Origin of the sequence: Pseudomonas urethralis (assembly GCF_021602465.1) — a bacterium.
GTDB classification, from domain to species: domain Bacteria; phylum Pseudomonadota; class Gammaproteobacteria; order Pseudomonadales; family Pseudomonadaceae; genus Aquipseudomonas; species Aquipseudomonas vlassakiae.
On sequence record NZ_BQIJ01000018.1, the window covers coordinates 56,743 to 79,818 of the forward strand.

A 23,076-nucleotide genomic window follows, 5' to 3' on the forward strand; every position below is an offset into this window, starting at 1 on the left:
AACCTGTGGTGAACCCTGTGGGAGCGGGTTTACCCGCGAAGAGGCCGGCACAGGTCAACCGATCACCCGCTGCATCCTCACAAAACAGTCATCCTCACCCATCTCGACGAACCCATGGTGCAGGTAGAGCTGCCGCGCCGGGTTGCTCTTGAACACCATCAGCCTCAACAGCGGCAGCCGCCGCTGCGCCGCCCAGTCAGCCAGCGTCTCCAGCACCTGACTGCCCACCCCGCGCCCCCGATGTTCCGGCACCAGGTGCAACTCACGAATGAACAACGCCTGCCGGTCCTGGCTGAGGCTGCAGAATCCCAGCACGGTCTCCCCTTCCATCACCAGCCACTGCTCGCGCCAGCCCCAGGCTTCGTCGAACGCTTCCTCGATCCACAGCAGACTGAACTCGCGGTAATAGGGCAGCATCGCCCGCCGCGTGAGGTCGCGGGCAAAGGTGCGCCAAGCGTCGCTCGCGGCGATTAGCTCAACGGGCATAACACACCGGCGAGCTGCCCGGGCCACGCCGCTCCAGTTCGTCTTCCAGCCAGGCCGCGAGCACCTGGGCATTGTTGTGCTCGCTGTCCTTGCCGGCATACAGCAAGGTCAGGTTGCCTTTGCCCGCAAGATCGAGCAGCGGGTACCAGTGCTCCGGGTGTGCCGCCAGCTCCTGCCGATAACGCTCGGTAAACCCGGCGAAATCCACCTCGCCCTGGTGGAACGCTTTGCGCAATTGCGTGGATGGCGCCACGTCGCGGAACCACTCGCCATGCAGTTCGTCCTTGCGCTTGTTGCGCGGCCACAGGCGGTCGACCAGCACGCGCTGGCCATCTTCCGTCTCTGGCGCGTCGTAGACGCGCTTGCAGCGAATCATAGGGTTCTCCTGCCATGACCGTCTGTCTTGAGCCTAGGTAATTCATTGACCGAGGTCACGCCCAGCCGGGGAATTGTTTCTATGCTCAGAGCCACCCTCGCCGACGCCAATCGGAGCCCCCATGGCAACCCCGTCCCTGGCCAGCCAGCCGCCACTGGCCCACCGCGACTCTCGCCCGCAACTTTCCCATAAACCCGGGCGCGCCACCCCTTTACTGTTCTTCGGCTTGCTGCTGGCCGGCATCGCCTATACCGCCTGGAGCCTCAAGCAGGACGTGACTGCCAGTGGTACGGCGATCACTACCGTCACGCCGTTCCTGCTGCTCGGCCTGGCGCTGCTGATTGCCCTGGGCTTCGAATTCGTCAACGGTTTCCATGACACCGCCAACGCGGTGGCCACGGTGATCTACACCCACTCGCTGCCGGCACCGGTGGCGGTGGTCTGGTCCGGCTTGTGCAACTTTCTCGGCGTGTTGCTTTCCAGTGGCGCGGTGGCGTTCGGCATCATCGCCCTGTTGCCGGCAGAGCTGATTCTACAGGTTGGTTCCTCGGCTGGCTTCGCCATGGTCTTTGCCTTGCTGCTGGCGGCGATCATCTGGAACCTCGGCACCTGGTGGCTGGGGCTGCCGGCGTCCTCTTCGCACACACTGATCGGCTCGATCATCGGCGTCGGCGTGGCCAACGCGCTGATGCATGGGCGTGACGGCACCAGCGGGGTCGACTGGGTGCAGGCCAGCAAGGTCGGCTATGCCCTGCTGTTCTCGCCGCTGATCGGCTTTGCCTGTGCTGCCGTGCTGCTGCTGGCACTGCGCGCGCTGGTCAAGCGCAAGGCGTTGTACCAGGCGCCGGAAGGCCGCACGCCGCCACCGTGGTGGATCCGCGGGGTGCTGATCCTGACGTGCACCGGCGTGTCGTTCGCCCATGGCTCCAACGACGGGCAGAAGGGCATGGGCCTGATCATGCTGATTCTGGTCGGCACCCTGCCGATGGCTTATGCCCTGAACAAGACCATGCCCAGCGAGCAGGCCCTGCAGTTCTTTGCCGTTGCCGAAGTCACCCGCCAGGCGCTGGTCGACACCACGCCCATGCCGGCCTCCGGCGACCCGCGCCAGGCATTGACCGCCTTCATCGCCGAACCCAAGGCCACCCCGCAACTGGTACCGGCACTGGCCGCGCTCACCGGCCAGATCGGTGACCAGGTCAAAGGCTACGGTTCACTGAAGCGCGTGCCAGCCGAAGCCATGGCCAACGTGCGCAACGACATGTACCTGGCCAGCGAAACCATCCGCCTGATCGAAAAGAAACAGCTGGTGGCATTTGACGCCGACACTCGCAGCCAGGTGCTGGCGTTCAAGACGCAACTGGACGACGCAACCCGCTACATCCCGCTGTGGGTCAAGGTGGCGGTGGCCATCGCCCTGGGCTTGGGGACCATGGTCGGCTGGAGACGTATCGTGGTGACGGTGGGCGAGAAGATCGGCAAGACCCACCTGAGCTATGCCCAGGGGGCTTCGGCGGAAGTGGTCGCCATGTGCACCATCGGTGCGGCGGACATGTTCGGGCTGCCGGTGTCGACCACCCACGTGCTGAGTTCGGGGGTGGCCGGGACCATGGTCGCCAACGGCTCGGGGATTCAGCAGCGCACGCTGATCAACCTGCTGATGGCCTGGGTGCTGACCCTGCCGGCGGCAATGCTGTTGGCCGGCAGCCTGTACTGGCTGCTGAGCCAGGTTTTCTGATCAGCCAGGAATTTTCAGGCCACGCTGCACCGCTGGCCGCTCGAGGAACTTCGCCAGCACCCGCTGCACGTCCTTGAATTCATCGAAGCCCACCAGCTCGCGGGCGTTGTAGCGTTCCACCAGGTTGCGCACCCAAGGGAAGATGGCAATGTCGGCGATGCTGTATTCATCGACCATCCACTCACGCCCTTTCAAGTGGCGGTCCAACACACCCAGCAGGCGCTTCGATTCGTTGACGTAACGGTCACGCGGGCGCTTGTCTTCGTATTCCTTACCGGCAAAGAAATGGAAGAAGCCGACCTGGCCGAACATCGGCCCGATGCCGCCCATCTGGAACATCAGCCACTGCAGGGTCTGGTAGCGCTGGGCCGGATCCGGGCTCAGCAACTTGCCGCTCTTTTCTGCCAGGTACTGCAGGATCGCCCCCGACTCGAACAGCGGCAACGGTTGGTCGCCTGGGCCATTGGGGTCGAGGATCGCCGGGATCTTGTTGTTGGCACTGAGCGAAATGAACTCGGGGCTCAGTTGATCATCGTTGTCGAAGCTGACCTTGTGCGGCTCGTAGGCCAGGCCGATCTCCTCCAGCATGATCGACACCTTGACGCCGTTGGGCGTGGGCAGCGAGTACAGTTGCAGGCGCTCAGGATGCTTCGCAGGCCATTTGTGGGTGATGGGGAAAGCGCTCAGATCGGTCATGCTCGGTTCCTGCAGGAGTGAAATTCATCACTCTAAGCGCAAGTCTGAGCAGAATCGAGTACTCCTCTACCTGGCATTACTACCAGTAGACACCCCTATGCTCTGGTCATACCGTCCAGCTGTGAGCACCGCGCAATCTGTGCGGGCCCCAGAGGAACGGACCATGCCCAAGACACTCGAAATCAACCTGATGCTCAATGGACGGACAGGAACCTCGCCAGCGCAATTTACAGTTTATCGGCAAGACTGGTGGGAGGATGGCTTCGATATCGAAGCCATCACTGAAGAGCACAATCAGCGACCTCAATACTGGCTGCGCTTGACGGGAAACAATGCACCGAAGAAAGGCACATACCGACTTGATGGCGACGATGATCGTGAAGATCGTCTGCTAATCGAATTCGGCCTCTACAATCGTGATGTCCAGCCGATTGAAAACGGTGAGTTCACTCTCGAATCGATCGAGTTTAACCAACGCTCGTTAAAAGGAGAGTTCAAGTTCACCTGGGAACATGATGATGAGAAAGTCCAGGTGCAGTGCTGGGACCTTGAAGTGTTATCTCCATCTACGCCTGACCATGCGCCTTGAGCTTGAGTTTTTCGGTGTCCACCCGCACGAACACCGAGTCGGCGCTGACCGTCAACACATCGCCTGCCCAGACCTCGCAGACGACCCGGGTCTTGCGCCCGACTTCACCTTCCACACGCGCCTTGAGCAGTAGCTCTACGCCCATGGGCGTGGGCTTGAGGTAATTGAGCCCGAGGCTGCCGGTGACACAATCGATGCGCGGCAGGCTGCCCGCTTCGCGGCCTTCGGCGCGGTAGTGGTAGGCCATGGCGGTCCAGTTCGAATGGCAGTCGACCAGCATCGCCAGCAGGCCGCCATAGACCAGGCCGGGCCAGCCGATGTAGGTGCTGTCGGGTGAGTGCCGGCACAGCAGGTGAATACCGTCGGCATCCCAGTGGCTCTGCAGGTGCAGGCCGGAGGGGTGGGAACAACCGCAACCGAAGCAGGTGCCTTCGGGGGCAGCGAGGGCTTGGAGGGAAAGGGGATATTCGTTCATGCGCAGCCTGTGCTTGTTGGAATTGGGGGCGCGAAACGCCCCCATTTAAACACAAAGCTCAGGCCGGCTGGGCAACCACCTTGGCGCCCTTCTGGGTCAGCGACACCAGCACGATGAACAGGGTCACGCCCGCGGTCATCAGTGTCTCGTAGCGGTAGGCGTCGCTGAACAGCATGTAGCCCAGGACCATGACGATGGTGCCGATCACCAGCCAGGTCAGCCACGGGAACAGCCACATCTTCAACTCCAGCGGGCGCCCTTCCCGCTCGGCGCGGGCGCGCATGCGCAGCTGCGACACGGCGATCACCAGGTACACCAGCAAGGCGATGGCGCCGGTGGTGGACAGCAGGAAGCCAAAGACCTTGCCCGGCAGCACATAGTTGACGAAGCAACCGACGAAGCCTGCCAGGGTCGAGAGAAGCACCGCCACGGTCGGCACGCCAGCACCGGAGATGCGCTTGGTCATGCTCAGCGCCTGGCCGCGGGCACCCAGCGAATAGAGCATCCGCGAAGCCGTGTAGAGGCCGGAGTTCATGCAGCTGGTCACCGCCACCAGCACTACCAGGTCGACCAGCAGCTTGGCGCCCGGCACGTTGAGCACTTCCAGCACGCGCTGGAACGAGCCCACCGCTTTCAGGCCAGGGTCGTTCCAGGCCACCAGCGACACCACCAGGAAAATCGACGCCAGGTAGAAGATTGCGATGCGGTACACCACCAGGTTGGTGGCACGGCGGATCTTGTCTTTCGGGTTGGCGGTTTCGTCGGCAGCAATGGTGACGATCTCGGCGCCGAAGAACGAGAAGATGGTGATCAGCACGCCACCCAGCACGGTACCGAAGCCGTTGGGCATGAACCCACCGCTGGCCCACAGGCGACTGATGCCGGACACCTCGGCCAACGGCCAGAAGCCGAACACGGCCAGGCTGCAGACCGCGATGAAGGCGATGATCGCGACCACCTTGATCAGCGCGAACCAGTACTCGAACGCGCCGAAGTTCTTCACGCTGACCAGGTTGCTGCCCGACAGCACGAGCATGATCAGGAAGGCGAACAGCCAGGACGGCACGCCTGGGAAGTAGGCATGCAGGATATCGGCGCCGGCGATGGCCTCGACCGGGATGATCAGCACCCAGAACCACCAGTACAGCCAGCCGATGGTGAAACCGGCCCATGGGCCGATGGCCTCGGAGGCATAAGTGGAGAACGAGCCGCTATTGGGGTTGGCGATGGCCATTTCACCCAGCATGCGCATGACCAGCAGCACCAGCAGGCCGGTCATGGCGTAGGAGATGAGAATGGCCGGGCCGGCAGTGGCGATGGCGTTGGAAGAACCGATGAACAGGCCGGCACCGATGATGCCGGCGATGGAAATCATGGACACCTGACGCGAGGTCAGGCCGTGCTGCAAGGAACGCTGTTTGTTGTTGTGTAGCGAAGCCATGGAGAACCCTCGAATGGGTCGGCCGGCAGGCAGCTGAAGTGCCGCAGTCGGCTGAAAAAGTTGGAGCAGAATTCGGGTAGTCGTTGTGCTGCTTTTTTTGTTGTTGTCGGTCGCCGGTCGCGCAATTACCTCCTCTTCGCTGTACCGGTTGTCATCGTTGATCGAGGTCAGTATTAATCTATAGGGCGAGGTCAACAAACGACCTTTTCGAAGCACATGATTCCAATACGGAATGAACTTCATCCTTTTTTGCTCGGTACGCGCCTGCCATGTCCAAACGCCTGATGCCCTCGACCACCGCCCTGCAGTGCTTCGAAGCCGCCGCCCGCCACCTGAGTTTCACCCGTGCGGCACAGGAGCTGCACCTGACCCAGAGCGCTGTCAGCAAGCAGGTCGCGCAGCTCGAGGACATGCTCTCGCACTCGCTGTTCCAGCGTATTCGCCGGCGCCTGCACCTGACCCCGGCCGGCGCGCTGTACCTCGCCGAAGTGAACAAGATCCTCAACCAGATCGACATCTCCAGCCGCTACATCCTCAGCTACGGCGACGAGACCGAGGTGCTGCGCATCGCTACCCAGCCGACCTTTGGCGCGCGCTGGCTGGTGCCCAGGCTCAAGGGTTTCGGCGACCGCCACCCGCGCATCCACCTGGACATCCGCAACGAACTGGAGCCGTTCGACCTGGTGCAGGCCAAGGCCGATATTGCGTTCTTCTTCGGCCAGGGCACCTGGCCGGGGGCCACCTGCATCGAGCTGTTCAGCGAGGAAGTGGTGCCGGTGTGTGCGCCCGAGCTGCTGGCCCGGCACCGTTTCGACAGCGCCGAGGCGCTCACCGCACATCGGTTGTTGCAGTGCGCGTCCCGGCCGGAGGCTTGGCACGAGTGGTTCCTTGGGTTGGGCTTGCACAGCCAGAACAGCTACCACGGGCCGCGTTTCGACACGTTCTACCTGTGCATCCGCGCGGCCATCGCCGGCTGTGGCATTGCCCTGATTCCGCGCTACCTGGTGGCTGAAGAACTGAGCGAAGGCAAGCTGGTAGTGGCCTGGGACCACCCGGTGGCGAGCAATGGCCGGCATTTCATCGCCCATGCCGAACATGCTGCCGAAGTGCCAAAGGTGAAGGCCTTCGTGCAGTGGATTCGCGAGCGGGTTGCCGAGGGAGACTGACGTTGCCTGCACTCGCGAAGGGGTAACTTCATGAATCAAAGGAATGACCGCAATCGAATAATTCGTTTGCGGAATAATGCTGCGGCGCGCTTGGATATTAAGAAACTTGAACAAGGTCCGCGTGCCCATGAAACTGGAAAGTATCAGTCAATCCATTGCCATCGTTCATCCGATCACACTTTCCCATGGCCGTAATGCCGAAGTCTGGGATACGGACGGCAAACGCTACATCGACTTTGTCGGCGGTATCGGCGTGCTCAACCTGGGCCACTGCAACCCGGCAGTGGTCGAGGCGATCCAGGCCCAGGCCAGCCGCCTGACCCACTACGCGTTCAACGCCGCGCCCCATGGCACGTACCTGGAGCTGATGGACCGCCTGCGCCAGTTCGTCCCGGTCGGCTACCCGCTGGCCGGCATGCTCACCAACAGCGGTGCGGAAGCGGCGGAAAATGCCCTGAAGGTCGCCCGCGGTGCCACCGGCAAACGCGCCATCATCGCCTTCGACGGCGGCTTCCATGGCCGCACCCTGGCCACCCTGAACCTCAACGGCAAGGTCGCGCCCTACAAGCAGCGGGTCGGCGAATTGCCGGGGCCGGTGTACCACCTGCCCTACCCCAGCGCCGATACCGGCGTCAGCTGCGAGCAGGCACTCAAGGCCATGGACCGCCTGTTCAGCGTCGAATTGGCGGTGGAGGACGTGGCGGCGTTCATCTTCGAACCGGTGCAGGGCGAAGGCGGCTTCCTCGCCCTGGACCCAGCGTTCGCCCAGGCGCTGCGGCGGTTCTGCGATAACCACGGGATCCTGATCATCATCGACGAGATCCAGTCCGGCTTTGGCCGTACCGGCCAGCGCTTCGCCTTCCCGCGCCTGGGGATCGAACCGGACCTGCTATTGCTGGCAAAGAGCATCGCCGGCGGCATGCCGCTGGGCGCCGTGGTGGGGCGTCAGGACGTGATGGCAGCACTGCCCAAGGGTGGCCTGGGGGGCACCTATTCGGGCAACCCGATCGCCTGCGCGGCAGCACTGGCAAGCCTGGCACAGATGACCGACGAGAACGTCGCCACCTGGGGTGAGCGCCAGGAACAGGCGATCGTTGGCCGCCATGCCCGCTGGAAGGCCTCGAACCTGAGCCCGTACATCGGCCGCCTGACCGGTACGGGCGCGATGCGCGGCATCGAGTTGGTCAATGCCGACGGCAGCCCGGCGCCCGTGCAGTTGGCCAAGGTGATCGAAGCGGCGCGAGCCAAGGGGCTGCTGCTGATGCCCAGCGGCAAGGCGCGGCACATTATTCGCCTGCTGGCGCCGCTGACCATCGAGGCCGAGGTGCTCGAGGAAGGGCTGGATATCCTCGAGCAGTGCCTGGCTGAACTGAGCTGAGGGTTACAGGCCCAGTTCTTCAGGGGTGAGCATGTCGGACTCGAAGGCGATCCAGCCGCCTTCGAGTTCGGCGTGGCCGTTGACGATCGGGCCGTAGTAAGTCAGGCCATTCTCCAAGGTCACGCAGATGTGCGTGGCGGATTTTTCCGGGGCCGCGAGCGTACCGACGAAATGCACCTTCTTCAGGGTTTCGGTCACCGCTTCCAGCCCGACGCGCATGCCCGGGTTTTCCGAGGCTTCGGTGTCACCCCCGCGGTCTTCGGCGCTGATGGTCACGGTGGCGGTGTAAGGGTACTTGATGCTCAAGCGGGGTTACCTCAAAAGGGTGTCTGGGTAGATGGGCGCGTAGAGTACGCGGAAGAGGCCGGGCCTGCAAAAGATGCCCCGATCTGTTAGGGTGCCCGCCGATGCACGCCACACCACACGAGGACACCTGAGTGAGCGCCGAAGAACCCCTGATCGCCGACCTGTTCGAGGTCGACAAACGCCTGACCCTCAAGCCCGTCGTGGATTTCAACAGCTTCCTGCGCAACGCCTTTGGCGAAGGCCCGTGCCGCTGCCACCGCTGCGCCGAAGGCAGCGACCCAAGCAGCTACAGCCACGCCCACACGTTCACCTTCGAAGGCCGCCCGTGGCATCGCCGCTTCGCCAGCACCGCCGGCAGCGACGTCGCCCAGGTACTGAAAAAGGCCTGGCTGTCGTACACCAAGGCCGACCTCACCCTGCTCGGCGCGCTGGACCTCACCACCCTCAAGACGTTCACTGAGGTCACCCTGCACGAGCGCCTGCTGGCCCTGCTGCCGGCCAGCGGCCTGGCCCGCGAAATCGACGGCCAGTGGATGCTGCAAGCCCAGGCTGACTGACGGCCCGGCGGTCAGGCAGGATTCCCCCGCTCTGCTACCGTGGGGGAATCCGCCCATCTGCAGGTAGTCCGTCATGGCCCGTACAACGCCCATCGAGCTGTACCGCAATATCGGCATCGTCGCCCACGTGGACGCCGGCAAGACCACGACCACCGAGCGCATCCTGTTCTACACCGGGGTCAACCACAAAATGGGCGAGGTGCACGATGGCGCCGCAACCATGGACTGGATGGCGCAGGAACAGGAGCGCGGCATCACCATCACCTCGGCGGCGACCACGGCCTTCTGGCAGGGCTCGACCAAGCAGTTCGCCGACAAGTACCGCTTCAATATCATCGACACCCCCGGCCACGTCGACTTCACCATCGAGGTGGAGCGTTCGCTGCGCGTACTGGATGGCGCGGTGGTGGTGTTCAGCGGCGCCGACGGGGTCGAGCCACAGTCCGAGACGGTCTGGCGCCAGGCCAACAAGTACCACGTGCCGCGCCTGGCCTATATCAACAAGATGGACCGCCAGGGCGCCGACTTCCTGCGTGTGGTCAAACAGATCGATCAGCGCCTGGGTCATCACCCGGTGCCGATCCAGCTGGCCATCGGCAGCGAAGAGAACTTCATCGGCCAGATCGACCTGGTGAAGATGAAGGCGATCTATTGGAACGACAACGACCAGGGCACCAGCTACCGCGAAGAAGAGATTCCCGCCGAACTGCAGGCGCTTGCCGACGAATGGCGCGCGCACATGATCGAGGCCGCGGCCGAAGCCAATGATGAACTGACCATGAAGTTTCTCGAGGGCGAGGAGCTGAGCGTCGATGAAATCAAGGCAGCCTTGCGCCAGCGCACCATCGCCAATGAAATCGTACCGACCATTCTCGGCTCGTCGTTCAAGAACAAGGGTGTGCCGCTGATGCTCGACGCGGTGATCGACTACCTGCCCGCGCCCTCGGAAATCCCGGCGATCAAGGGCACCGACCCGGACGACGAAGAAAAGCACCTGGAACGTCACGCTGACGATAAAGAACCCTTCTCCGCCCTCGCCTTCAAGATCGCCACCGACCCCTTCGTCGGTACCCTGACCTTCGCCCGGGTGTACTCCGGTGTGCTCAGTTCAGGCAACGCCGTGCTCAACTCGGTCAAAGGCAAGAAGGAACGCATCGGCCGCATGGTGCAGATGCACGCCAACCAGCGCGCCGAGATCAAGGACGTGTGCGCCGGCGACATCGCCGCACTGATCGGCATGAAGGACGTCACCACGGGCGACACCCTGTGCGACATCGACAAGCCGATCATCCTCGAACGCATGGACTTCCCTGACCCGGTGATCTCGGTGGCGGTGGAACCGAAGACCAAGGGCGACCAGGAGAAGATGGGCATCGCCCTGGGCAAGCTGGCCCAGGAAGACCCGTCGTTCCGTGTGCGCACCGATGAAGAAACCGGCCAGACCATCATTTCCGGCATGGGCGAACTGCACCTGGACATCATCGTCGACCGCATGAAGCGCGAGTTCAACGTCGACGCCAACATCGGCAAGCCGCAGGTGGCCTACCGCGAGAAGATCCGCAACACCTGCGAAATCGAAGGCCGCTTCGTTCGCCAGTCCGGCGGGCGCGGGCAGTATGGCCACTGCTGGATCCGCTTCGCCCCTGGCGATGAAGGCAAGGAAGGCCTGGAATTCATCAACGAGATTGTCGGCGGCGTGGTGCCACGCGAGTACATCCCGGCGATCCAGAAAGGCATCGAGGAGCAGATGAAGAACGGCGTGCTGGCCGGCTACCCGCTGATCAACCTGAAGGCAGCGGTGTACGACGGCTCCTACCACGACGTCGACTCCAACGAGATGGCCTACAAGATCGCGGCGTCCATGGCCACCAAGCAACTGTCGCAGAAAGGCGGTGCGGTGTTGCTGGAGCCGGTGATGAAAGTCGAGGTAGTGACACCGGAGGAGTACCAGGGCGATATCCTTGGCGACCTGAGCCGACGTCGGGGGATGATCCAGGATGGCGACGAGACACCCGCCGGCAAGGTCATCCGCGCCGAAGTGCCGTTGGGCGAGATGTTCGGCTATGCCACCTCGATGCGCTCGATGACCCAGGGGCGGGCGAGCTTTTCGATGGAGTTCACGCGGTATGCCGAGGCACCGGCTAGCATTGCCGATGCCATCGTCAAGAAGAACCGCGGGGAATGACGGTCTCCTGTGCTGGCCTCATCGCGGCTAAAGCCGCTTCTGCAAGGGTTATGCAATCCTTGTAGGAGCAGCTTTAGCCGCGATAAGGCCGGCACATTTCAGCACACCTGTTCAGTGCTGCTCCCCGGCCCGCTTCAGCAGCTTCTTGCAGCGCTCGGAAAGGTGCACCACGCGCAGATGCTTGCCCGCCTTGGCATAACGCTCACGCAGGGTCTTCAACGCGGCAATCGCCGAATAATCGACAAAGCTCAAATGCTGGCAATCCAGAGTGACCTTGGCCGGGTCACTGGCCGCATCGAACTGATTGAGGAACTGCGTGGTGGAGGCAAAGAACAGCGTGCCATGCACCTGGTAATGCTTGCCCCCTTCCCCGTCCTCGTGGCTGTCAGCGTACAGCTCACGGGCATGCTGCCAGGCAAAGTTGACCGCCGCGATCACGATACCGAACAGCACCGCCACGGCCAGGTCGGTGAACACCGTCACCACGGTCACGGCGATGATCGCCAGCACGTCGCTCACCGGTACCTTGTGCAGCACCCGCAGCGAGGCCCAGGCAAAGGTCTGCTGGGCCACCACGAACATCACCCCGACCAGCGCCGCCAGCGGAATGCGCTCGATCAGCGGCGACAGGAACAGGACGAACAGCAGGATCATCAGCCCCGCTACCACGCCTGACAACCGGCCTCGGCCATTGGAGCTGAGGTTGATCACGGTCTGGCCGATCATCGCGCAGCCACCCATGCCACCGCACAGGCCGGAGACCATGTTGGCCGCCCCCAACGCCACGCATTCGCGGTCCGGGTAGCCACGGCTCTCGGTGATCTCATCGGTGAGGTTGAGGGTCAGCAGGGTTTCCAGCAGGCCGACCATGGCCATCAGCACGGCATAGGGGACGATAATCTTCAGTGTTTCCAGGTTCCAGGGCACCGCCGGCAGGGCCAGCTGCGGCAGGCCACCGGCAATGTGCGCCATGTCACCGAGGGTGCGGGTCGGCAGGCCGAGCAGGTACACCAGCACGCCAACACCGAGAATCGCCACCAGCGCAGGCGGCACCGCACGGGTCAGCTTCGGCAGCACATAGACCACCAGCATGGTCAGCGCCACCAGGCCGATCATCAGGTACAGCGGTGTGCCACTGAGCCAGTGCCCACCAGCCTTGAAATGCTCGAGCTGGGCCAGGGCGATGACGATCGCCAGGCCGTTGACGAAGCCGAGCATCACCGGGTACGGCACCAGCCGCACCAGTTTGCCCAAACGCAGCAGGCCGAACAGGATCATCACCACCCCGCCCAGCAGTACCGTGGCCAGCAGGTATTGCACACCGTGCTGCACCACCAGGGCGACGATCACCACCGCCATGGAGCCAGCAGCACCGGAGATCATCCCTGGGCGGCCGCCGAACAGCGCCGTCAGGGTGCAGATGATGAAGGCGCCATACAGGCCCATCAACGGATTGAGGTGCGCCACCAGGGCGAAAGCGATGCACTCGGGCACCAAGGCGAACGAAGTGGTCAGGCCGGCGAGCAGGTCGGCACGTAGTCGGGCGGGTTTCATGGGCATCCTGTGGTGCGGTCCGGGCGGACGGTACGAAAAAACAAGGGGCGCGATGTTACGGAATTTGTCTGACAGCGGCCACCGCAAGGCGTGTCATCGGCCTGTGCGGGTCAGCCACTGCGCCATGGACGCGTCCTCCAGGGCATACTCGCCACGGTTGGCCTTCCATACCAGCTCCTTGTCGCGCAGGGCATCCAGGGCCTTCTGCACATTGGGCGTGCTGGCGTTGACGTCGGCCCCGGCCTGCTCCAGCTTGCGCGCGACATCGATCAAGGTCTGCTCGGTGAACGGCGAGAACGGCTGGCGACCCTGTGCACGCTCGGCCATGACTTCGAGCACCGCCTGTTGCAAGGGCGACAGCTCGTTCCAGGCACTCTCGTAGTCGCTCCACACCCCGGCCTGGTGGTTGAGCGCCCCGGTGCGTAGCAATTGACCCAGATTGGCCGCCTCACCCAAGCCGACGCTGACCTCGGCGAGCAACTTGTTGAGCATTTCCGGGCGCCGGCCCACCAGCTCGAAGGCATATTCCAGATCCTCGGCCTTGAACTGGTTGCTCTCGGCCAGGCGACGGTTCCACAGTTCGGTGATGAAACCGACATACTCGCGACCGAGCAACGGGAACGGCGTGATGCTGGCCCCGAAGAATGGCTGCTTGCTCTTGAGCACCAGGTTGGCGAGCTTGTCACGGCTCGAGCCGGTGAACACCAGGCGCAAGCCGTCCGGGCCGCCCCCCCGATTGAGTTGGTCACGCGCCGCCTTGAGGGCGAACATCGCATTGAGGCCGTCTTCGCTGTTGAGCGCGTGCTGTGCTTCATCGATGATCAATACCACCATCTGCCCTGATACCTGGTGCAGCACCGCCAGCGCCTGGGCCAGCGTGGTGCCGGCGGGCAGTTGCGGGCGGGTGAAGTCCCAGCTGAGGGTGCGCAGCAGGTTGATCTTGTCGATGCCGGCCTTCTTCGCGGCCTTGGCCAGCGCACTCTCGAAACCGCCCAGCGCGCTGCCGATCGCGCCGCTGATCAGGTCGGCCGGGGCGGCATCGCGGTCCGACCACAGGTCGACATACACCGGTAGCCAGCCACGCTGCACGCACTCGGGGATAAAGTCATTATTGAGGAAAGTGCTCTTGCCGGTACGCCGAGGCGCAGCCAGGAACATGCCGGAGCTGTAATCGACCAGCGACTCGCCGGCCAAGTCCTGGGCCAGGGTCTTGGCCAACTGATCGCGACGCAGCAGCGGACGGGAAGGTGACATGCCATTATCCTCAATTATCTTTCCAACTATAATTTATAGCCTACAAGATAAAAGAAGATAAAACACCCTCCTCCCTTCCATGGCAAACAAGCACAAGGGTAGCTGTGATCCAGGCCCGGCAAACTGCTGACAAATTTGCCATCATGTTGATTCCATCTGCGGAGATCATGGACATGCCGCTACGCCCCCTCTTCACTGCCCTGCTGCTGGCCACCAGCCTCACCACCCAGGCCGCCACCGAGGTAGTGCCCCTGCAGCATCGCAGCAGCGCCGAACTGCTGCCCGCCGCCCAGGCCTTCATCGGCCGCGACGGCACGGTCAGCGCCTTCGAGAACAAGCTGATCGTCAACGCCAGCCCCGAGCGCATCGATGACCTGCGCACCCTGCTGCAACAGCTGGATACCGCGCCCAAGCGCCTGCTGATCAGCGTCGACAACAACGACAGCAATTACCAGGACAACCGCGGCAACGGCCAGGTCATCCGCTACGGCACCAGCAACCGCGACGGCGGCTTGCAGCAAATCCAGGCCAGCGAAGGTCAGCCGGCATTGATCCAGATCGGCCAGAGCATCCCGATCACCAGCACCAGCACCGACGGCTATGGGCGCATCCAGAGCAACACCGAATACCGCAATGTGACCCAGGGTTTCTACGTCACGCCGAGCTTGAGCGGAGATACGGTTCGTCTGCAAATAAGCACCAATAATGACCGAATGAGTCAGGAACGTGCGGATGTAGTGAAGGTGCAAAGTACCGACACGACCATCACCGGCAGGCTCGGCGAGTGGATCACCCTGGCCGGCTACAACCAGCAGAGCCAAGCCGACCGCAACCCTTCAAGCCGCACCTACAGCACGCAACGGGGTGAAAACATGACATTGCGCGTCAAAGTCGACCTTCTGGACTGATCCCAGGCAATTCAAGGCCTCGACCAAAGGCCTTGAAACTGACCGCCAAGTCGCATTAGACCAAAGATGTAGTAAGTGAAAAAAACCACTACAAAACATTTGACAGGGTCTTTTTGCCAAGGGCATGATGGCCTCGCTCCCGCTAATCAGGGGCCCTGGCAAGGGCCTTCGAGGCGCCCTCCTCCCACCCCTGGAGGCACCTCGTGTCTATACGGCCCACAAGGCGGTTCGACGGGATTGCGACTGCAACGAAGAAGTTGTCCCGAGGGACGGAAGCGCATCACCGCAGTACTGGCAATCGCGTAGCACCGCAGCAAGGCAACCACGAGCCGACCTGCCGGAGTTCCTTGCGCCTGGCCTGCATCCCCTTCCCCTTCGAGCCTTCACGTTCGCCGCCGCACTTCCACGAACAGGACAGCCGCCAGCTTCCCTGATCGGCCCCGAGCATCAGCACAATTACCCCAAGATCGATGCGACGAGGTTTATTTCCATGGCACTGACACGCGAACAGCAAATTGCAGCCCTCGAGAAAGACTGGGCCGAGAACCCGCGCTGGAAAGGCGTGACCCGTACCTACACCGCCGCTGATGTCGTTCGCCTGCGTGGCTCCCTGCAGCCGGAGCACACCCTGGCCCGCCTGGGTGCAGAAAAACTGTGGAAGCTGGTCACCGAAGGTGCCCACCCGTCCTTCCGCCCAGAAAAAGATTTCGTCAACTGCATGGGCGCCCTGACCGGCGGCCAGGCAGTGCAGCAGGTCAAGGCTGGCATCCAGGCCATCTACCTGTCTGGCTGGCAGGTGGCCGCCGACAACAACTCGGCTGAATCCATGTACCCTGACCAGTCGTTGTACCCGGTCGACTCGGTACCGACCGTGGTCAAGCGCATCAACAACGCATTCCGCCGCGCCGACCAGATCCAGTGGAAAGCTGGCAAGAACCCGGGCGATGAAGGCTACATCGACTACTTCGCGCCGATCGTGGCGGACGCCGAAGCCGGTTTCGGCGGCGTGCTGAACGCCTACGAGCTGATGAAGAACATGATCGAGGCAGGCGCTGCCGGCGTGCACTTCGAAGACCAGCTGGCTTCGGTGAAGAAATGCGGCCACATGGGTGGCAAGGTACTGGTCCCGACCCAGGAAGCCGTACAGAAGCTGGTGGCTGCGCGACTGGCTGCCGACGTATCGGGCGTACCGACCATCATCCTGGCCCGTACCGACGCCAACGCCGCCGACCTGCTGACCAGCGACTGCGACCCGTACGACCAGCCGTTCGTGATCGGCGAGCGCACCCGTGAAGGCTTCTACAAGGTGCGTGCCGGCCTGGACCAGGCCATCGCTCGCGGCCTGGCCTACGCCCCGTACGCCGACCTGATCTGGTGTGAAACCGCCAAGCCGGACCTGGACGAAGCCCGCCGCTTCGCCGAAGCGATCAAGAAGGAGTACCCGGACCAGATCCTGTCGTACAACTGCTCGCCTTCCTTCAACTGGAAGAAGAACCTGGACGACGCGACCATCGCCAAGTTCCAGCGCGAGCTGTCGGCCATGGGTTACAAGCACCAGTTCATCACCCTGGCCGGTATCCACAACATGTGGCACGGCATGTTCAACCTGGCGCACGACTACGCCCGCAACGACATGACCGCCTACGTGAAGCTGCAAGAGCAGGAATTCGCCGACGCCAGCAAGGGCTACACCTTCGTGGCGCACCAGCAGGAAGTCGGCACCGGCTACTTCGACGACATGACCACCGTGATCCAGGGTGGCGCTTCGTCAGTGACCGCACTGACCGGTTCGACCGAGGAAGAGCAGTTCCACTGATCGTGGATTGCTGATTGAGGCCCGGGGCTTGCGAAAGCCCTGGGCTTTTCTTTTTTCCTGTACCGGCCCTTCGCGGCTAAAGCCGCTCCTACAAAAATCAGAAGGCTGTGTAGTACCTGTGGGAGCGGCTTTAGCCGCGAAGGGGCCGGTACAGTCAAAGCAGATTTCGCGATAAGGACTATGCTTGTGGCAGCCCAGCAGCAAGGACCGCCCATGCTCCGTCCACGCCACCTGATGATGCTCGCCCTGGCCGCCGCTGCCTTCTATATATATGCACTGGCCAACGACAACGCCCTGCTCGGCCTGCTGGCCAAGCCGATTCCGGTCATGGCACTGATTGCCTGGCTATACAGCGCCCCAATAACGCCCTACCGCCGCTGGATTATCACCGGCCTGGCGTTCTCGGCACTCGGCGACATTCTCCTGGCCATCCCCACCGACCTGTTCGTGTTCGGTCTGGCCGCTTTCCTCTGCGCCCACGTGGCCTACTTGCGCGCCTACTGCGGCAAGACCCTGCGCCCCGCCCTGCCCGCCTTACTGTTGAGTGCGATCACCGGCATCACCCTGTTCAGCGTGCTTGCCCAGCACGGCCTTGGCCCCCTGCTGCTTCCGGTTTCGGTCTATGCCCTGGCCATCAGCGCCATGCTCTGGCGCGCGCTTGCCTGTGGCGGCGTCGCCGCATTGGGCGCCTGCCTGTTCGTATTCTCCGACAGCCTGATCGGCATCGACCGCTTCGTCAGCCCGTTCGCTGCCGCGCCGTACCTGATCATCCTCGCCTACTGGCTTGGCCAGTGGGCGATCGCTTCGTCAGCCCGTCATGGCTCAACCGATAAAGTATTGACCCAGAGCGGTGCACGTGGTGTCGGAAGCTGCTAGAACACGAGTCTTTCGCATTTACAAGTAGGGGGAATCTGCAGATGAACTTTACAAGGCACAGAAGAGCCAAATTAGAAGGCATCAGGTCAAATGATATTAATTATCATTACGAAGTTTGTCATTCGTTACCAGTCGCAAGAAACATAATTAACAAAACCGCATGCAATGCCCGAATCTCAAGGCTTTCAGCCAGTTAGGCGCGGGATTTGTTCTAAATCCTACGAATAAATTTGCAACGGAAATTTTACTTGCACCGGGTTTACCCATAAAATCAGCCCGATTGATTCAGCTGCGACATTTGGTCACTGCACCTGCGACACCACGTCGCCGCTCTACTTATTTCAGACTGCAGAGCTGGGTCTCTGTATAAGGATTTCTAGCATGTCCGATTCGGCAGGACTCATCGCCCACAACTGGGGCTTTGCCATCTTCCTCCTGGGTGTCGTCGGCCTGTGTGCCTTCATGCTCGGCCTGTCCAGCCTGCTCGGTAGCAAGGCCTGGGGCCGCGCCAAGAACGAGCCCTTCGAATCCGGCATGCTGCCCGTCGGCAGCGCCCGCCTGCGCCTGTCCGCCAAATTCTATCTGGTCGCGATGCTGTTCGTGATCTTCGATATCGAAGCCCTCTTCCTGTATGCATGGTCTGTGTCCGTCCGCGAAAGTGGCTGGACCGGATTCGTCGAAGCACTCGTTTTCATAGCAATTCTGTTGGCTGGTCTTGTCTACCTATGGCGCGTCGGAGCCCTTGACTGGGCACCCGAAGGTCGCCGCAAGCGGCAAGCGAAGCTGAAACAATGAGGCTTTGGCAATGCAATACAATCTCACCAGAATCGATCCGGATGCGCCCAACGAGCAATACCCGGTAGGTGATCGGGAAACCGTCACCGACCAGCTGCTCGAGGACCAAGTCCACAAGAACATCTTCATGGGCAAGCTTGAAGATGTGATGCGTGGCGCGGTCAACTGGGGTCGCAAGAACTCCCTCTGGCCGTACAACTTCGGCCTGTCCTGCTGCTACGTGGAAATGACCACGGCCTTCACGGCGCCCCACGACATCGCCCGCTTCGGCGCCGAAGTCATCCGGGCCTCGCCGCGTCAGGCCGACTTCATGGTCATCGCCGGTACCTGCTTCGTCAAAATGGCGCCGATCATCCAGCGCCTGTATGAGCAGATGCTCGAACCGAAGTGGGTCATCTCCATGGGTTCGTGCGCCAACTCCGGTGGCATGTACGACATCTACTCGGTCGTTCAGGGGGTCGACAAGTTCCTCCCCGTGGACGTCTACGTGCCTGGCTGCCCGCCGCGCCCTGAGGCTTTCCTGCAAGGCTTGATGCTGCTGCAGGAGTCGATTGGCCAAGAACGACGCCCGCTTTCCTGGGTGGTTGGTGATCAAGGCATCTACCGTGCCGAGATGCCAGCCCAGAAGGACCTGCGTCGTGAACAGCGCATTGCGGTAACCAACCTGCGCAGCCCCGACGAAGTCTGATCCAGCGACCTGCCGCCCGCTCCCGAAAGAGCCGGCGGCCTGGCTTCATTCTTAACGCTGACCCAAAGCGACCGAGACCATGACAGCGGACAACGCTATTTTCATTCCGCCCTACAAGGCAGACGACCAGGATGTGGTCGTCGAACTGCACAACCGTTTTGGCGCCGACGCATTCGTCGCCCAGGAAACCCGCACCGGCATGCCAGTGCTGTGGGTAAAGCGCGCCCAGCTCAAGGAGGTGCTGAGCTTCCTGCGCGGCGTCGCCAAGCCGTACAGCATGCTGTACGACCTGCACGGCGTCGACGAGCGCCTGCGCACCCAGCGCCGCGGCCTGCCCGCTGCCGACTTCAGCGTGTTCTACCACTTGCTGTCGATCGAACGTAACAGCGACGTGATGATCAAGGTGTCGCTCAGCGAAGGCGACCTGAACCTGCCGACCGTGACCGGCATCTGGCCCAACGCCAACTGGTACGAGCGCGAAGTCTGGGACATGTTCGGCATCGACTTTGCCGGCCACCCGCACCTGAGCCGCATCATGATGCCGCCGACCTGGGAAGGTCACCCGCTGCGCAAGGACTACCCTGCCCGCGCCACCGAGTTCGACCCATACAGCCTGACCCTGGCCAAGCAGCAGCTTGAAGAGGAATCGGCGCGTTTCAACCCGGAAGCCTGGGGCATGAAGCGTCAGGGCGCCAACGAGGACTACATGTTCCTCAACCTCGGCCCGAACCACCCTTCGGCCCACGGTGCCTTCCGTATCGTCCTGCAGCTGGACGGTGAAGAAATCGTCGACTGCGTGCCGGACATCGGTTACCACCACCGTGGTGCCGAAAAAATGGCCGAGCGCCAGTCCTGGCACAGCTTCATTCCCTACACCGACCGTATCGACTACCTCGGCGGGGTGATGAACAACCTGCCGTACGTGCTCGCGGTCGAGAAGCTGGCCGGCATCAAGGTGCCACAGAAGGTCGACACCATCCGCGTGATGCTGGCCGAGTTCTTCCGTATCACCAGCCACCTGCTGTTCCTGGGTACCTACATCCAGGACGTCGGTGCCATGACCCCGGTATTCTTCACCTTCACCGACCGCCAGCGCGCCTACACCGTGATCGAGGCGATCACCGGCTTCCGCCTGCACCCGGCCTGGTACCGCATCGGTGGCGTCGCCCACGACCTGCCACGCGGCTGGGACAAGCTGGTCAAGGACTTCGTCGAATGGCTGCCCAAGCGCCTCGACGAGTACGAGAAGGCCGCCCTGCGCAACAGCATCCTCAAGGGCCGTACCATTGGCGTTGCCGCGTACAACACCAAGGAAGCCCTGGCCTGGGGTACCACCGGTGCCGGCCTGCGTGCCACCGGCTGCGACTTCGACCTGCGCAAAGCACGCCCCTACTCCGGCTACGAGAACTTCGAGTTCGAAGTACCGCTGGCCCACAACGGCGATGCCTATGACCGCTGCATGGTCCGTGTCGAAGAGATGCGCCAGAGTATCCGCATCATCGACCAGTGCCTGCGCAACATGCCGGAAGGCCCGTACAAGGCGGACCACCCGCTGACCACGCCGCCGCCGAAAGAGCGCACCCTGCAGCACATCGAAACCCTGATCACGCACTTCCTGCAAGTCTCGTGGGGCCCGGTCATGCCGGCCAACGAGTCGTTCCAGATGATCGAGGCGACCAAGGGCATCAACAGTTACTACCTGACGAGCGATGGCGGCACCATGAGCTACCGCACCCGGATCCGTACCCCGAGCTACCCGCACCTGCAGCAGATCCCTTCGGTGATCAAAGGCAGCATGGTCGCCGACCTCATTGCGTACCTGGGCAGTATCGACTTCGTTATGGCTGACGTGGACCGCTAAGCATGAACAGCACGCTTATCCAGACAGACCGTTTCGCCCTGAGCGAAACCGAGCGCTCGGCCATCGAGCACGAAATGCATCACTACGAGGACCCGCGCGCGGCGTCCATCGAAGCCCTGAAGATCGTCCAGAAGGAACGTGGCTGGGTGCCGGACGGCGCCATCCACGCCATCGGCGAAGTGCTGGGCATCCCGGCCAGCGACGTCGAGGGTGTGGCCACCTTCTACAGCCAGATCTTCCGCCAGCCGGTGGGCCGCCACATCATCCGCGTGTGCGACAGCATGGTCTGCTACATCGGTGGCCACGAATCGGTGGTCAGCCAGATCCAGAGCGAACTGGGCATCGGCCTCGGCCAGACCACCGCGGACGGGCGCTTCACCCTGCTGCCGGTGTGCTGCCTGGGCAACTGTGACAAGGCCCCGGCGCTGATGATCGACGACGACACCTTCGGTGACGTGCAGCCGGCTGGCGTTTCCAAACTGCTGGAGGGTTACGTATGACCATGACTTCCTTCGGCCCGGCCAACCGCATCGCGCGCTCGGCCGAAACCCACCCGCTGACCTGGCGCCTGCGTGATGACGGCGAGCCGGTCTGGCTGGCCGAGTACCAGTCGAAGAACGGCTACGCCGCCGCGCGCAAGGCGCTGGCCGACATGTCCGCCGACGACATCGTTCAAAGCGTCAAGGACTCCGGCCTCAAGGGCCGCGGTGGCGCGGGCTTCCCCACTGGCGTGAAGTGGGGCCTGATGCCCAAAGACGAATCCATGAACATCCGCTACCTGCTGTGCAACGCGGACGAAATGGAACCGAACACCTGGAAGGACCGCATGCTGATGGAGCAACAGCCCCATCTGCTGGTCGAGGGCATGCTGATCAGCGCCCGGGCGCTGAAGGCCTACCGTGGCTACATCTTCCTGCGTGGCGAATACACCACCGCGGCGAAGAACCTCAACCGCGCCATCGACGAAGCCAAGGCCGCCGGCCTGCTGGGCAAGAACATCCTCGGCAGCGGTTTCGATTTCGAACTGTTCGTGCACACCGGCGCCGGGCGCTACATCTGCGGTGAAGAAACCGCACTGATCAACTCCCTCGAAGGCCGCCGCGCCAACCCGCGCTCCAAGCCGCCCTTCCCTGCCGCCGTTGGCGTCTGGGGCAAGCCGACGTGCGTGAACAACGTCGAGACCCTGTGCAACGTCCCGGCCATCGTCGCCAACGGCAACGACTGGTACAAGTCGCTGGCCCGTGAAGGCAGCGAAGACCACGGCACCAAGCTGATGGGCTTCTCCGGCAAGGTGAAGAACCCAGGCCTGTGGGAACTGCCGTTCGGCGTTACCGCCCGCGAGCTGTTCGAAGACTACGCCGGTGGCATGCGCGACGGCTACAAGCTCAAGTGCTGGCAGCCAGGCGGCGCCGGTACCGGCTTCCTGCTGCCCGAGCACCTCGACGCCCAGATGTATGCCGGTGGCATCGCCAAGGTTGGCACCCGGATGGGTACCGGCTTGGCCATGGCGGTCGACGACAGCATCAACATGGTCTCGCTGCTGCGCAACATGGAAGAGTTCTTTGCCCGCGAGTCGTGCGGCTGGTGCACCCCGTGCCGTGACGGCCTGCCGTGGAGCGTGAAGATGCTGCGCGCACTGGAGAAAGGCCAGGGCCGCGCCGAAGACATCGAGACGCTGCTGGGCCTGGTCAACTTCCTCGGCCCGGGCCGTACCTTCTGTGCTCACGCACCGGGTGCCGTCGAGCCGTTGGGCAGTGCTATCAAATACTTCCGGTCCGAGTTCGAGGCTGGTGTCGCGCCAGCGTCGGCTGCAGGCACCCTGCGCCCTGACCTGGCCAAACCGATCGTGGTCGGCGCATAACAAGATGACAAGGCGGGTGGCCCGTGCCGCTCGCCAGCTGACAGGCCCGAGTCGATCGTGGCGTGTCGCA

22 protein-coding genes are annotated in these 23,076 nt (G+C 62.6%); 14 read left to right on the forward strand and 8 right to left on the reverse strand.

Annotated elements, in window-relative coordinates; all coding sequences use genetic code 11:
* Positions 1 to 54 precede the first annotated feature (54 nt).
* Both L6D64_RS23280 and L6D64_RS23285 read right to left on the reverse strand, forming a co-directional pair.
* Positions 55 to 486, reverse strand: a complete 432-nt coding sequence (locus tag L6D64_RS23280; RefSeq protein ID WP_176508617.1) for a GNAT family N-acetyltransferase — start codon at positions 484 to 486, stop codon at positions 55 to 57.
* Positions 476 to 862 carry a DUF488 domain-containing protein gene (locus L6D64_RS23285; protein WP_176508618.1) on the reverse strand — a complete coding sequence of 129 codons (387 nt, stop codon included), beginning with the start codon at positions 860 to 862 and terminating at the stop codon, positions 476 to 478. Before L6D64_RS23285 ends, L6D64_RS23280 begins: the two co-directional genes overlap by 11 nt.
* 121 nt (positions 863 to 983) lie before the next feature.
* Here L6D64_RS23285 and L6D64_RS23290 point away from each other — a divergent pair, with 121 nt between their 5' ends.
* On the forward strand, positions 984 to 2,600 hold the full coding sequence (locus L6D64_RS23290; protein WP_176508619.1) for an inorganic phosphate transporter: 1,617 nt from the start codon (positions 984 to 986) through the stop codon (positions 2,598 to 2,600).
* Here the strand turns inward: L6D64_RS23290 and L6D64_RS23295 are convergent, their stop codons facing one another.
* A complete protein-coding gene (locus L6D64_RS23295) occupies positions 2,601 to 3,296 on the reverse strand; it encodes a glutathione S-transferase N-terminal domain-containing protein (protein ID WP_176508620.1) in 696 nt (231 codons plus the stop codon).
* Positions 3,297 to 3,459: 163 nt separating this feature from the next.
* On the opposite strand from L6D64_RS23295, the gene L6D64_RS23300 reads away from it, so the two are divergent.
* Positions 3,460 to 3,885, forward strand: a complete 426-nt coding sequence (locus L6D64_RS23300; protein ID WP_176508621.1) for a hypothetical protein — start codon at positions 3,460 to 3,462, stop codon at positions 3,883 to 3,885.
* Here the strand turns inward: L6D64_RS23300 and L6D64_RS23305 are convergent.
* Positions 3,863 to 4,360, reverse strand: coding sequence for a PaaI family thioesterase (locus tag L6D64_RS23305; protein ID WP_176508622.1), 498 nt, complete (start codon positions 4,358 to 4,360; stop codon positions 3,863 to 3,865). The genes L6D64_RS23300 and L6D64_RS23305 overlap by 23 nt on opposite strands.
* 58 nt (positions 4,361 to 4,418) lie before the next feature.
* Positions 4,419 to 5,801 carry an amino acid permease gene (locus L6D64_RS23310; protein ID WP_176508623.1) on the reverse strand — a complete coding sequence of 461 codons (1,383 nt, stop codon included), beginning with the start codon at positions 5,799 to 5,801 and terminating at the stop codon, positions 4,419 to 4,421.
* A 269-nt stretch (positions 5,802 to 6,070) separates the two neighbouring features.
* On the opposite strand from L6D64_RS23310, the gene gcvA reads away from it, so the two are divergent.
* Both gcvA and L6D64_RS23320 read left to right on the forward strand, forming a co-directional pair.
* A complete protein-coding gene (gene gcvA / locus L6D64_RS23315; protein ID WP_176508624.1) occupies positions 6,071 to 6,967 on the forward strand; it encodes a transcriptional regulator GcvA in 897 nt (298 codons plus the stop codon).
* A gap of 127 nt (positions 6,968 to 7,094) precedes the next feature.
* Positions 7,095 to 8,345 (forward strand): 2-aminoadipate transaminase, encoded by a 1,251-nt coding sequence (locus L6D64_RS23320; protein ID WP_176508625.1) that lies wholly within the window; start codon positions 7,095 to 7,097, stop codon positions 8,343 to 8,345.
* Between the two features lie 3 nt (positions 8,346 to 8,348).
* Here the strand turns inward: L6D64_RS23320 and L6D64_RS23325 are convergent, their stop codons facing one another.
* Positions 8,349 to 8,651 (reverse strand): hypothetical protein, encoded by a 303-nt coding sequence (locus tag L6D64_RS23325; RefSeq protein ID WP_176508626.1) that lies wholly within the window; start codon positions 8,649 to 8,651, stop codon positions 8,349 to 8,351.
* 131 nt (positions 8,652 to 8,782) lie between these two features.
* Here L6D64_RS23325 and L6D64_RS23330 point away from each other — a divergent pair, with 131 nt between their 5' ends.
* Positions 8,783 to 9,208 (forward strand): hypothetical protein, encoded by a 426-nt coding sequence (locus L6D64_RS23330; RefSeq protein ID WP_176508627.1) that lies wholly within the window; start codon positions 8,783 to 8,785, stop codon positions 9,206 to 9,208.
* Between the two features lie 73 nt (positions 9,209 to 9,281).
* The gene (fusA, locus tag L6D64_RS23335) at positions 9,282 to 11,393 is read left to right on the forward strand and encodes an elongation factor G (RefSeq protein ID WP_176508628.1); all 2,112 of its coding nucleotides are present in this window, start codon (positions 9,282 to 9,284) and stop codon (positions 11,391 to 11,393) included.
* A gap of 111 nt (positions 11,394 to 11,504) precedes the next feature.
* Here fusA and L6D64_RS23340 read toward each other — a convergent pair whose 3' ends face one another.
* Positions 11,505 to 12,947, reverse strand: a complete 1,443-nt coding sequence (locus L6D64_RS23340) for a SulP family inorganic anion transporter (protein ID WP_176508629.1) — start codon at positions 12,945 to 12,947, stop codon at positions 11,505 to 11,507.
* Between the two features lie 93 nt (positions 12,948 to 13,040).
* Positions 13,041 to 14,201 (reverse strand): ATP-binding protein, encoded by a 1,161-nt coding sequence (locus L6D64_RS23345; RefSeq protein WP_176508630.1) that lies wholly within the window; start codon positions 14,199 to 14,201, stop codon positions 13,041 to 13,043.
* Positions 14,202 to 14,344: 143 nt separating this feature from the next.
* On the opposite strand from L6D64_RS23345, the gene L6D64_RS23350 reads away from it, so the two are divergent.
* The 8 genes from L6D64_RS23350 to nuoF all read left to right on the forward strand — a co-directional run bounded on the left by L6D64_RS23350 (position 14,345) and on the right by nuoF (position 23,006).
* Positions 14,345 to 15,109 (forward strand): secretin N-terminal domain-containing protein, encoded by a 765-nt coding sequence (locus L6D64_RS23350; protein WP_176508631.1) that lies wholly within the window; start codon positions 14,345 to 14,347, stop codon positions 15,107 to 15,109.
* A 490-nt stretch (positions 15,110 to 15,599) separates the two neighbouring features.
* Positions 15,600 to 16,925 carry an isocitrate lyase gene (aceA, locus tag L6D64_RS23355; RefSeq protein ID WP_176508632.1) on the forward strand — a complete coding sequence of 442 codons (1,326 nt, stop codon included), beginning with the start codon at positions 15,600 to 15,602 and terminating at the stop codon, positions 16,923 to 16,925.
* A gap of 213 nt (positions 16,926 to 17,138) precedes the next feature.
* A complete protein-coding gene (locus L6D64_RS23360) occupies positions 17,139 to 17,801 on the forward strand; it encodes a lysoplasmalogenase (protein ID WP_176508633.1) in 663 nt (220 codons plus the stop codon).
* A gap of 381 nt (positions 17,802 to 18,182) precedes the next feature.
* Complete coding sequence (locus L6D64_RS23365; RefSeq protein ID WP_011534614.1) at positions 18,183 to 18,596, forward strand: NADH-quinone oxidoreductase subunit A; 414 nt, start codon at positions 18,183 to 18,185, stop codon at positions 18,594 to 18,596.
* A 10-nt stretch (positions 18,597 to 18,606) separates the two neighbouring features.
* Positions 18,607 to 19,284: a NuoB/complex I 20 kDa subunit family protein gene (locus L6D64_RS23370; protein WP_027920598.1), complete on the forward strand. Its 678-nt coding sequence runs from the start codon at positions 18,607 to 18,609 to the stop codon at positions 19,282 to 19,284.
* 79 nt (positions 19,285 to 19,363) lie between these two features.
* Positions 19,364 to 21,145, forward strand: a complete 1,782-nt coding sequence (gene nuoC, locus L6D64_RS23375; protein WP_054884885.1) for an NADH-quinone oxidoreductase subunit C/D — start codon at positions 19,364 to 19,366, stop codon at positions 21,143 to 21,145.
* A 2-nt stretch (positions 21,146 to 21,147) separates the two neighbouring features.
* The gene (gene nuoE / locus L6D64_RS23380; RefSeq protein WP_003251433.1) at positions 21,148 to 21,645 is read left to right on the forward strand and encodes an NADH-quinone oxidoreductase subunit NuoE; all 498 of its coding nucleotides are present in this window, start codon (positions 21,148 to 21,150) and stop codon (positions 21,643 to 21,645) included.
* Positions 21,642 to 23,006 carry an NADH-quinone oxidoreductase subunit NuoF gene (nuoF, locus tag L6D64_RS23385; RefSeq protein ID WP_176508634.1) on the forward strand — a complete coding sequence of 455 codons (1,365 nt, stop codon included), beginning with the start codon at positions 21,642 to 21,644 and terminating at the stop codon, positions 23,004 to 23,006. The genes nuoE and nuoF overlap by 4 nt, the downstream gene beginning before the upstream one ends.
* Positions 23,007 to 23,076: the final 70 nt, after the last annotated feature.

What these genes read in the sequence shown, in the direction of transcription:
- L6D64_RS23365 (WP_011534614.1), top strand. Translation starts at nt 18,183, where the DNA reads ATGTCCGATTCGGCAGGACTCATCGCCCACAACTGGGGCTTTGCCATC.
- L6D64_RS23300 (WP_176508621.1), top strand. Translation starts at nt 3,460, where the DNA reads ATGCCCAAGACACTCGAAATCAACCTGATGCTCAATGGACGGACAGGA.
- L6D64_RS23305 (WP_176508622.1), bottom strand. Translation starts at nt 4,360, where the DNA reads ATGAACGAATATCCCCTTTCCCTCCAAGCCCTCGCTGCCCCCGAAGGC.
- L6D64_RS23310 (WP_176508623.1), bottom strand. Translation starts at nt 5,801, where the DNA reads ATGGCTTCGCTACACAACAACAAACAGCGTTCCTTGCAGCACGGCCTG.
- L6D64_RS23340 (WP_176508629.1), bottom strand. Translation starts at nt 12,947, where the DNA reads ATGAAACCCGCCCGACTACGTGCCGACCTGCTCGCCGGCCTGACCACT.
- L6D64_RS23360 (WP_176508633.1), top strand. Translation starts at nt 17,139, where the DNA reads ATGCTCCGTCCACGCCACCTGATGATGCTCGCCCTGGCCGCCGCTGCC.
- L6D64_RS23295 (WP_176508620.1), bottom strand. Translation starts at nt 3,296, where the DNA reads ATGACCGATCTGAGCGCTTTCCCCATCACCCACAAATGGCCTGCGAAG.
- nuoC (WP_054884885.1), top strand. Translation starts at nt 19,364, where the DNA reads ATGACAGCGGACAACGCTATTTTCATTCCGCCCTACAAGGCAGACGAC.
- gcvA (WP_176508624.1), top strand. Translation starts at nt 6,071, where the DNA reads ATGTCCAAACGCCTGATGCCCTCGACCACCGCCCTGCAGTGCTTCGAA.
- L6D64_RS23345 (WP_176508630.1), bottom strand. Translation starts at nt 14,201, where the DNA reads ATGTCACCTTCCCGTCCGCTGCTGCGTCGCGATCAGTTGGCCAAGACC.
- nuoE (WP_003251433.1), top strand. Translation starts at nt 21,148, where the DNA reads ATGAACAGCACGCTTATCCAGACAGACCGTTTCGCCCTGAGCGAAACC.
- L6D64_RS23285 (WP_176508618.1), bottom strand. Translation starts at nt 862, where the DNA reads ATGATTCGCTGCAAGCGCGTCTACGACGCGCCAGAGACGGAAGATGGC.
- fusA (WP_176508628.1), top strand. Translation starts at nt 9,282, where the DNA reads ATGGCCCGTACAACGCCCATCGAGCTGTACCGCAATATCGGCATCGTC.
- L6D64_RS23280 (WP_176508617.1), bottom strand. Translation starts at nt 486, where the DNA reads ATGCCCGTTGAGCTAATCGCCGCGAGCGACGCTTGGCGCACCTTTGCC.
- L6D64_RS23290 (WP_176508619.1), top strand. Translation starts at nt 984, where the DNA reads ATGGCAACCCCGTCCCTGGCCAGCCAGCCGCCACTGGCCCACCGCGAC.
- L6D64_RS23350 (WP_176508631.1), top strand. Translation starts at nt 14,345, where the DNA reads ATGTTGATTCCATCTGCGGAGATCATGGACATGCCGCTACGCCCCCTC.
- L6D64_RS23370 (WP_027920598.1), top strand. Translation starts at nt 18,607, where the DNA reads ATGCAATACAATCTCACCAGAATCGATCCGGATGCGCCCAACGAGCAA.
- aceA (WP_176508632.1), top strand. Translation starts at nt 15,600, where the DNA reads ATGGCACTGACACGCGAACAGCAAATTGCAGCCCTCGAGAAAGACTGG.
- nuoF (WP_176508634.1), top strand. Translation starts at nt 21,642, where the DNA reads ATGACCATGACTTCCTTCGGCCCGGCCAACCGCATCGCGCGCTCGGCC.
- L6D64_RS23320 (WP_176508625.1), top strand. Translation starts at nt 7,095, where the DNA reads ATGAAACTGGAAAGTATCAGTCAATCCATTGCCATCGTTCATCCGATC.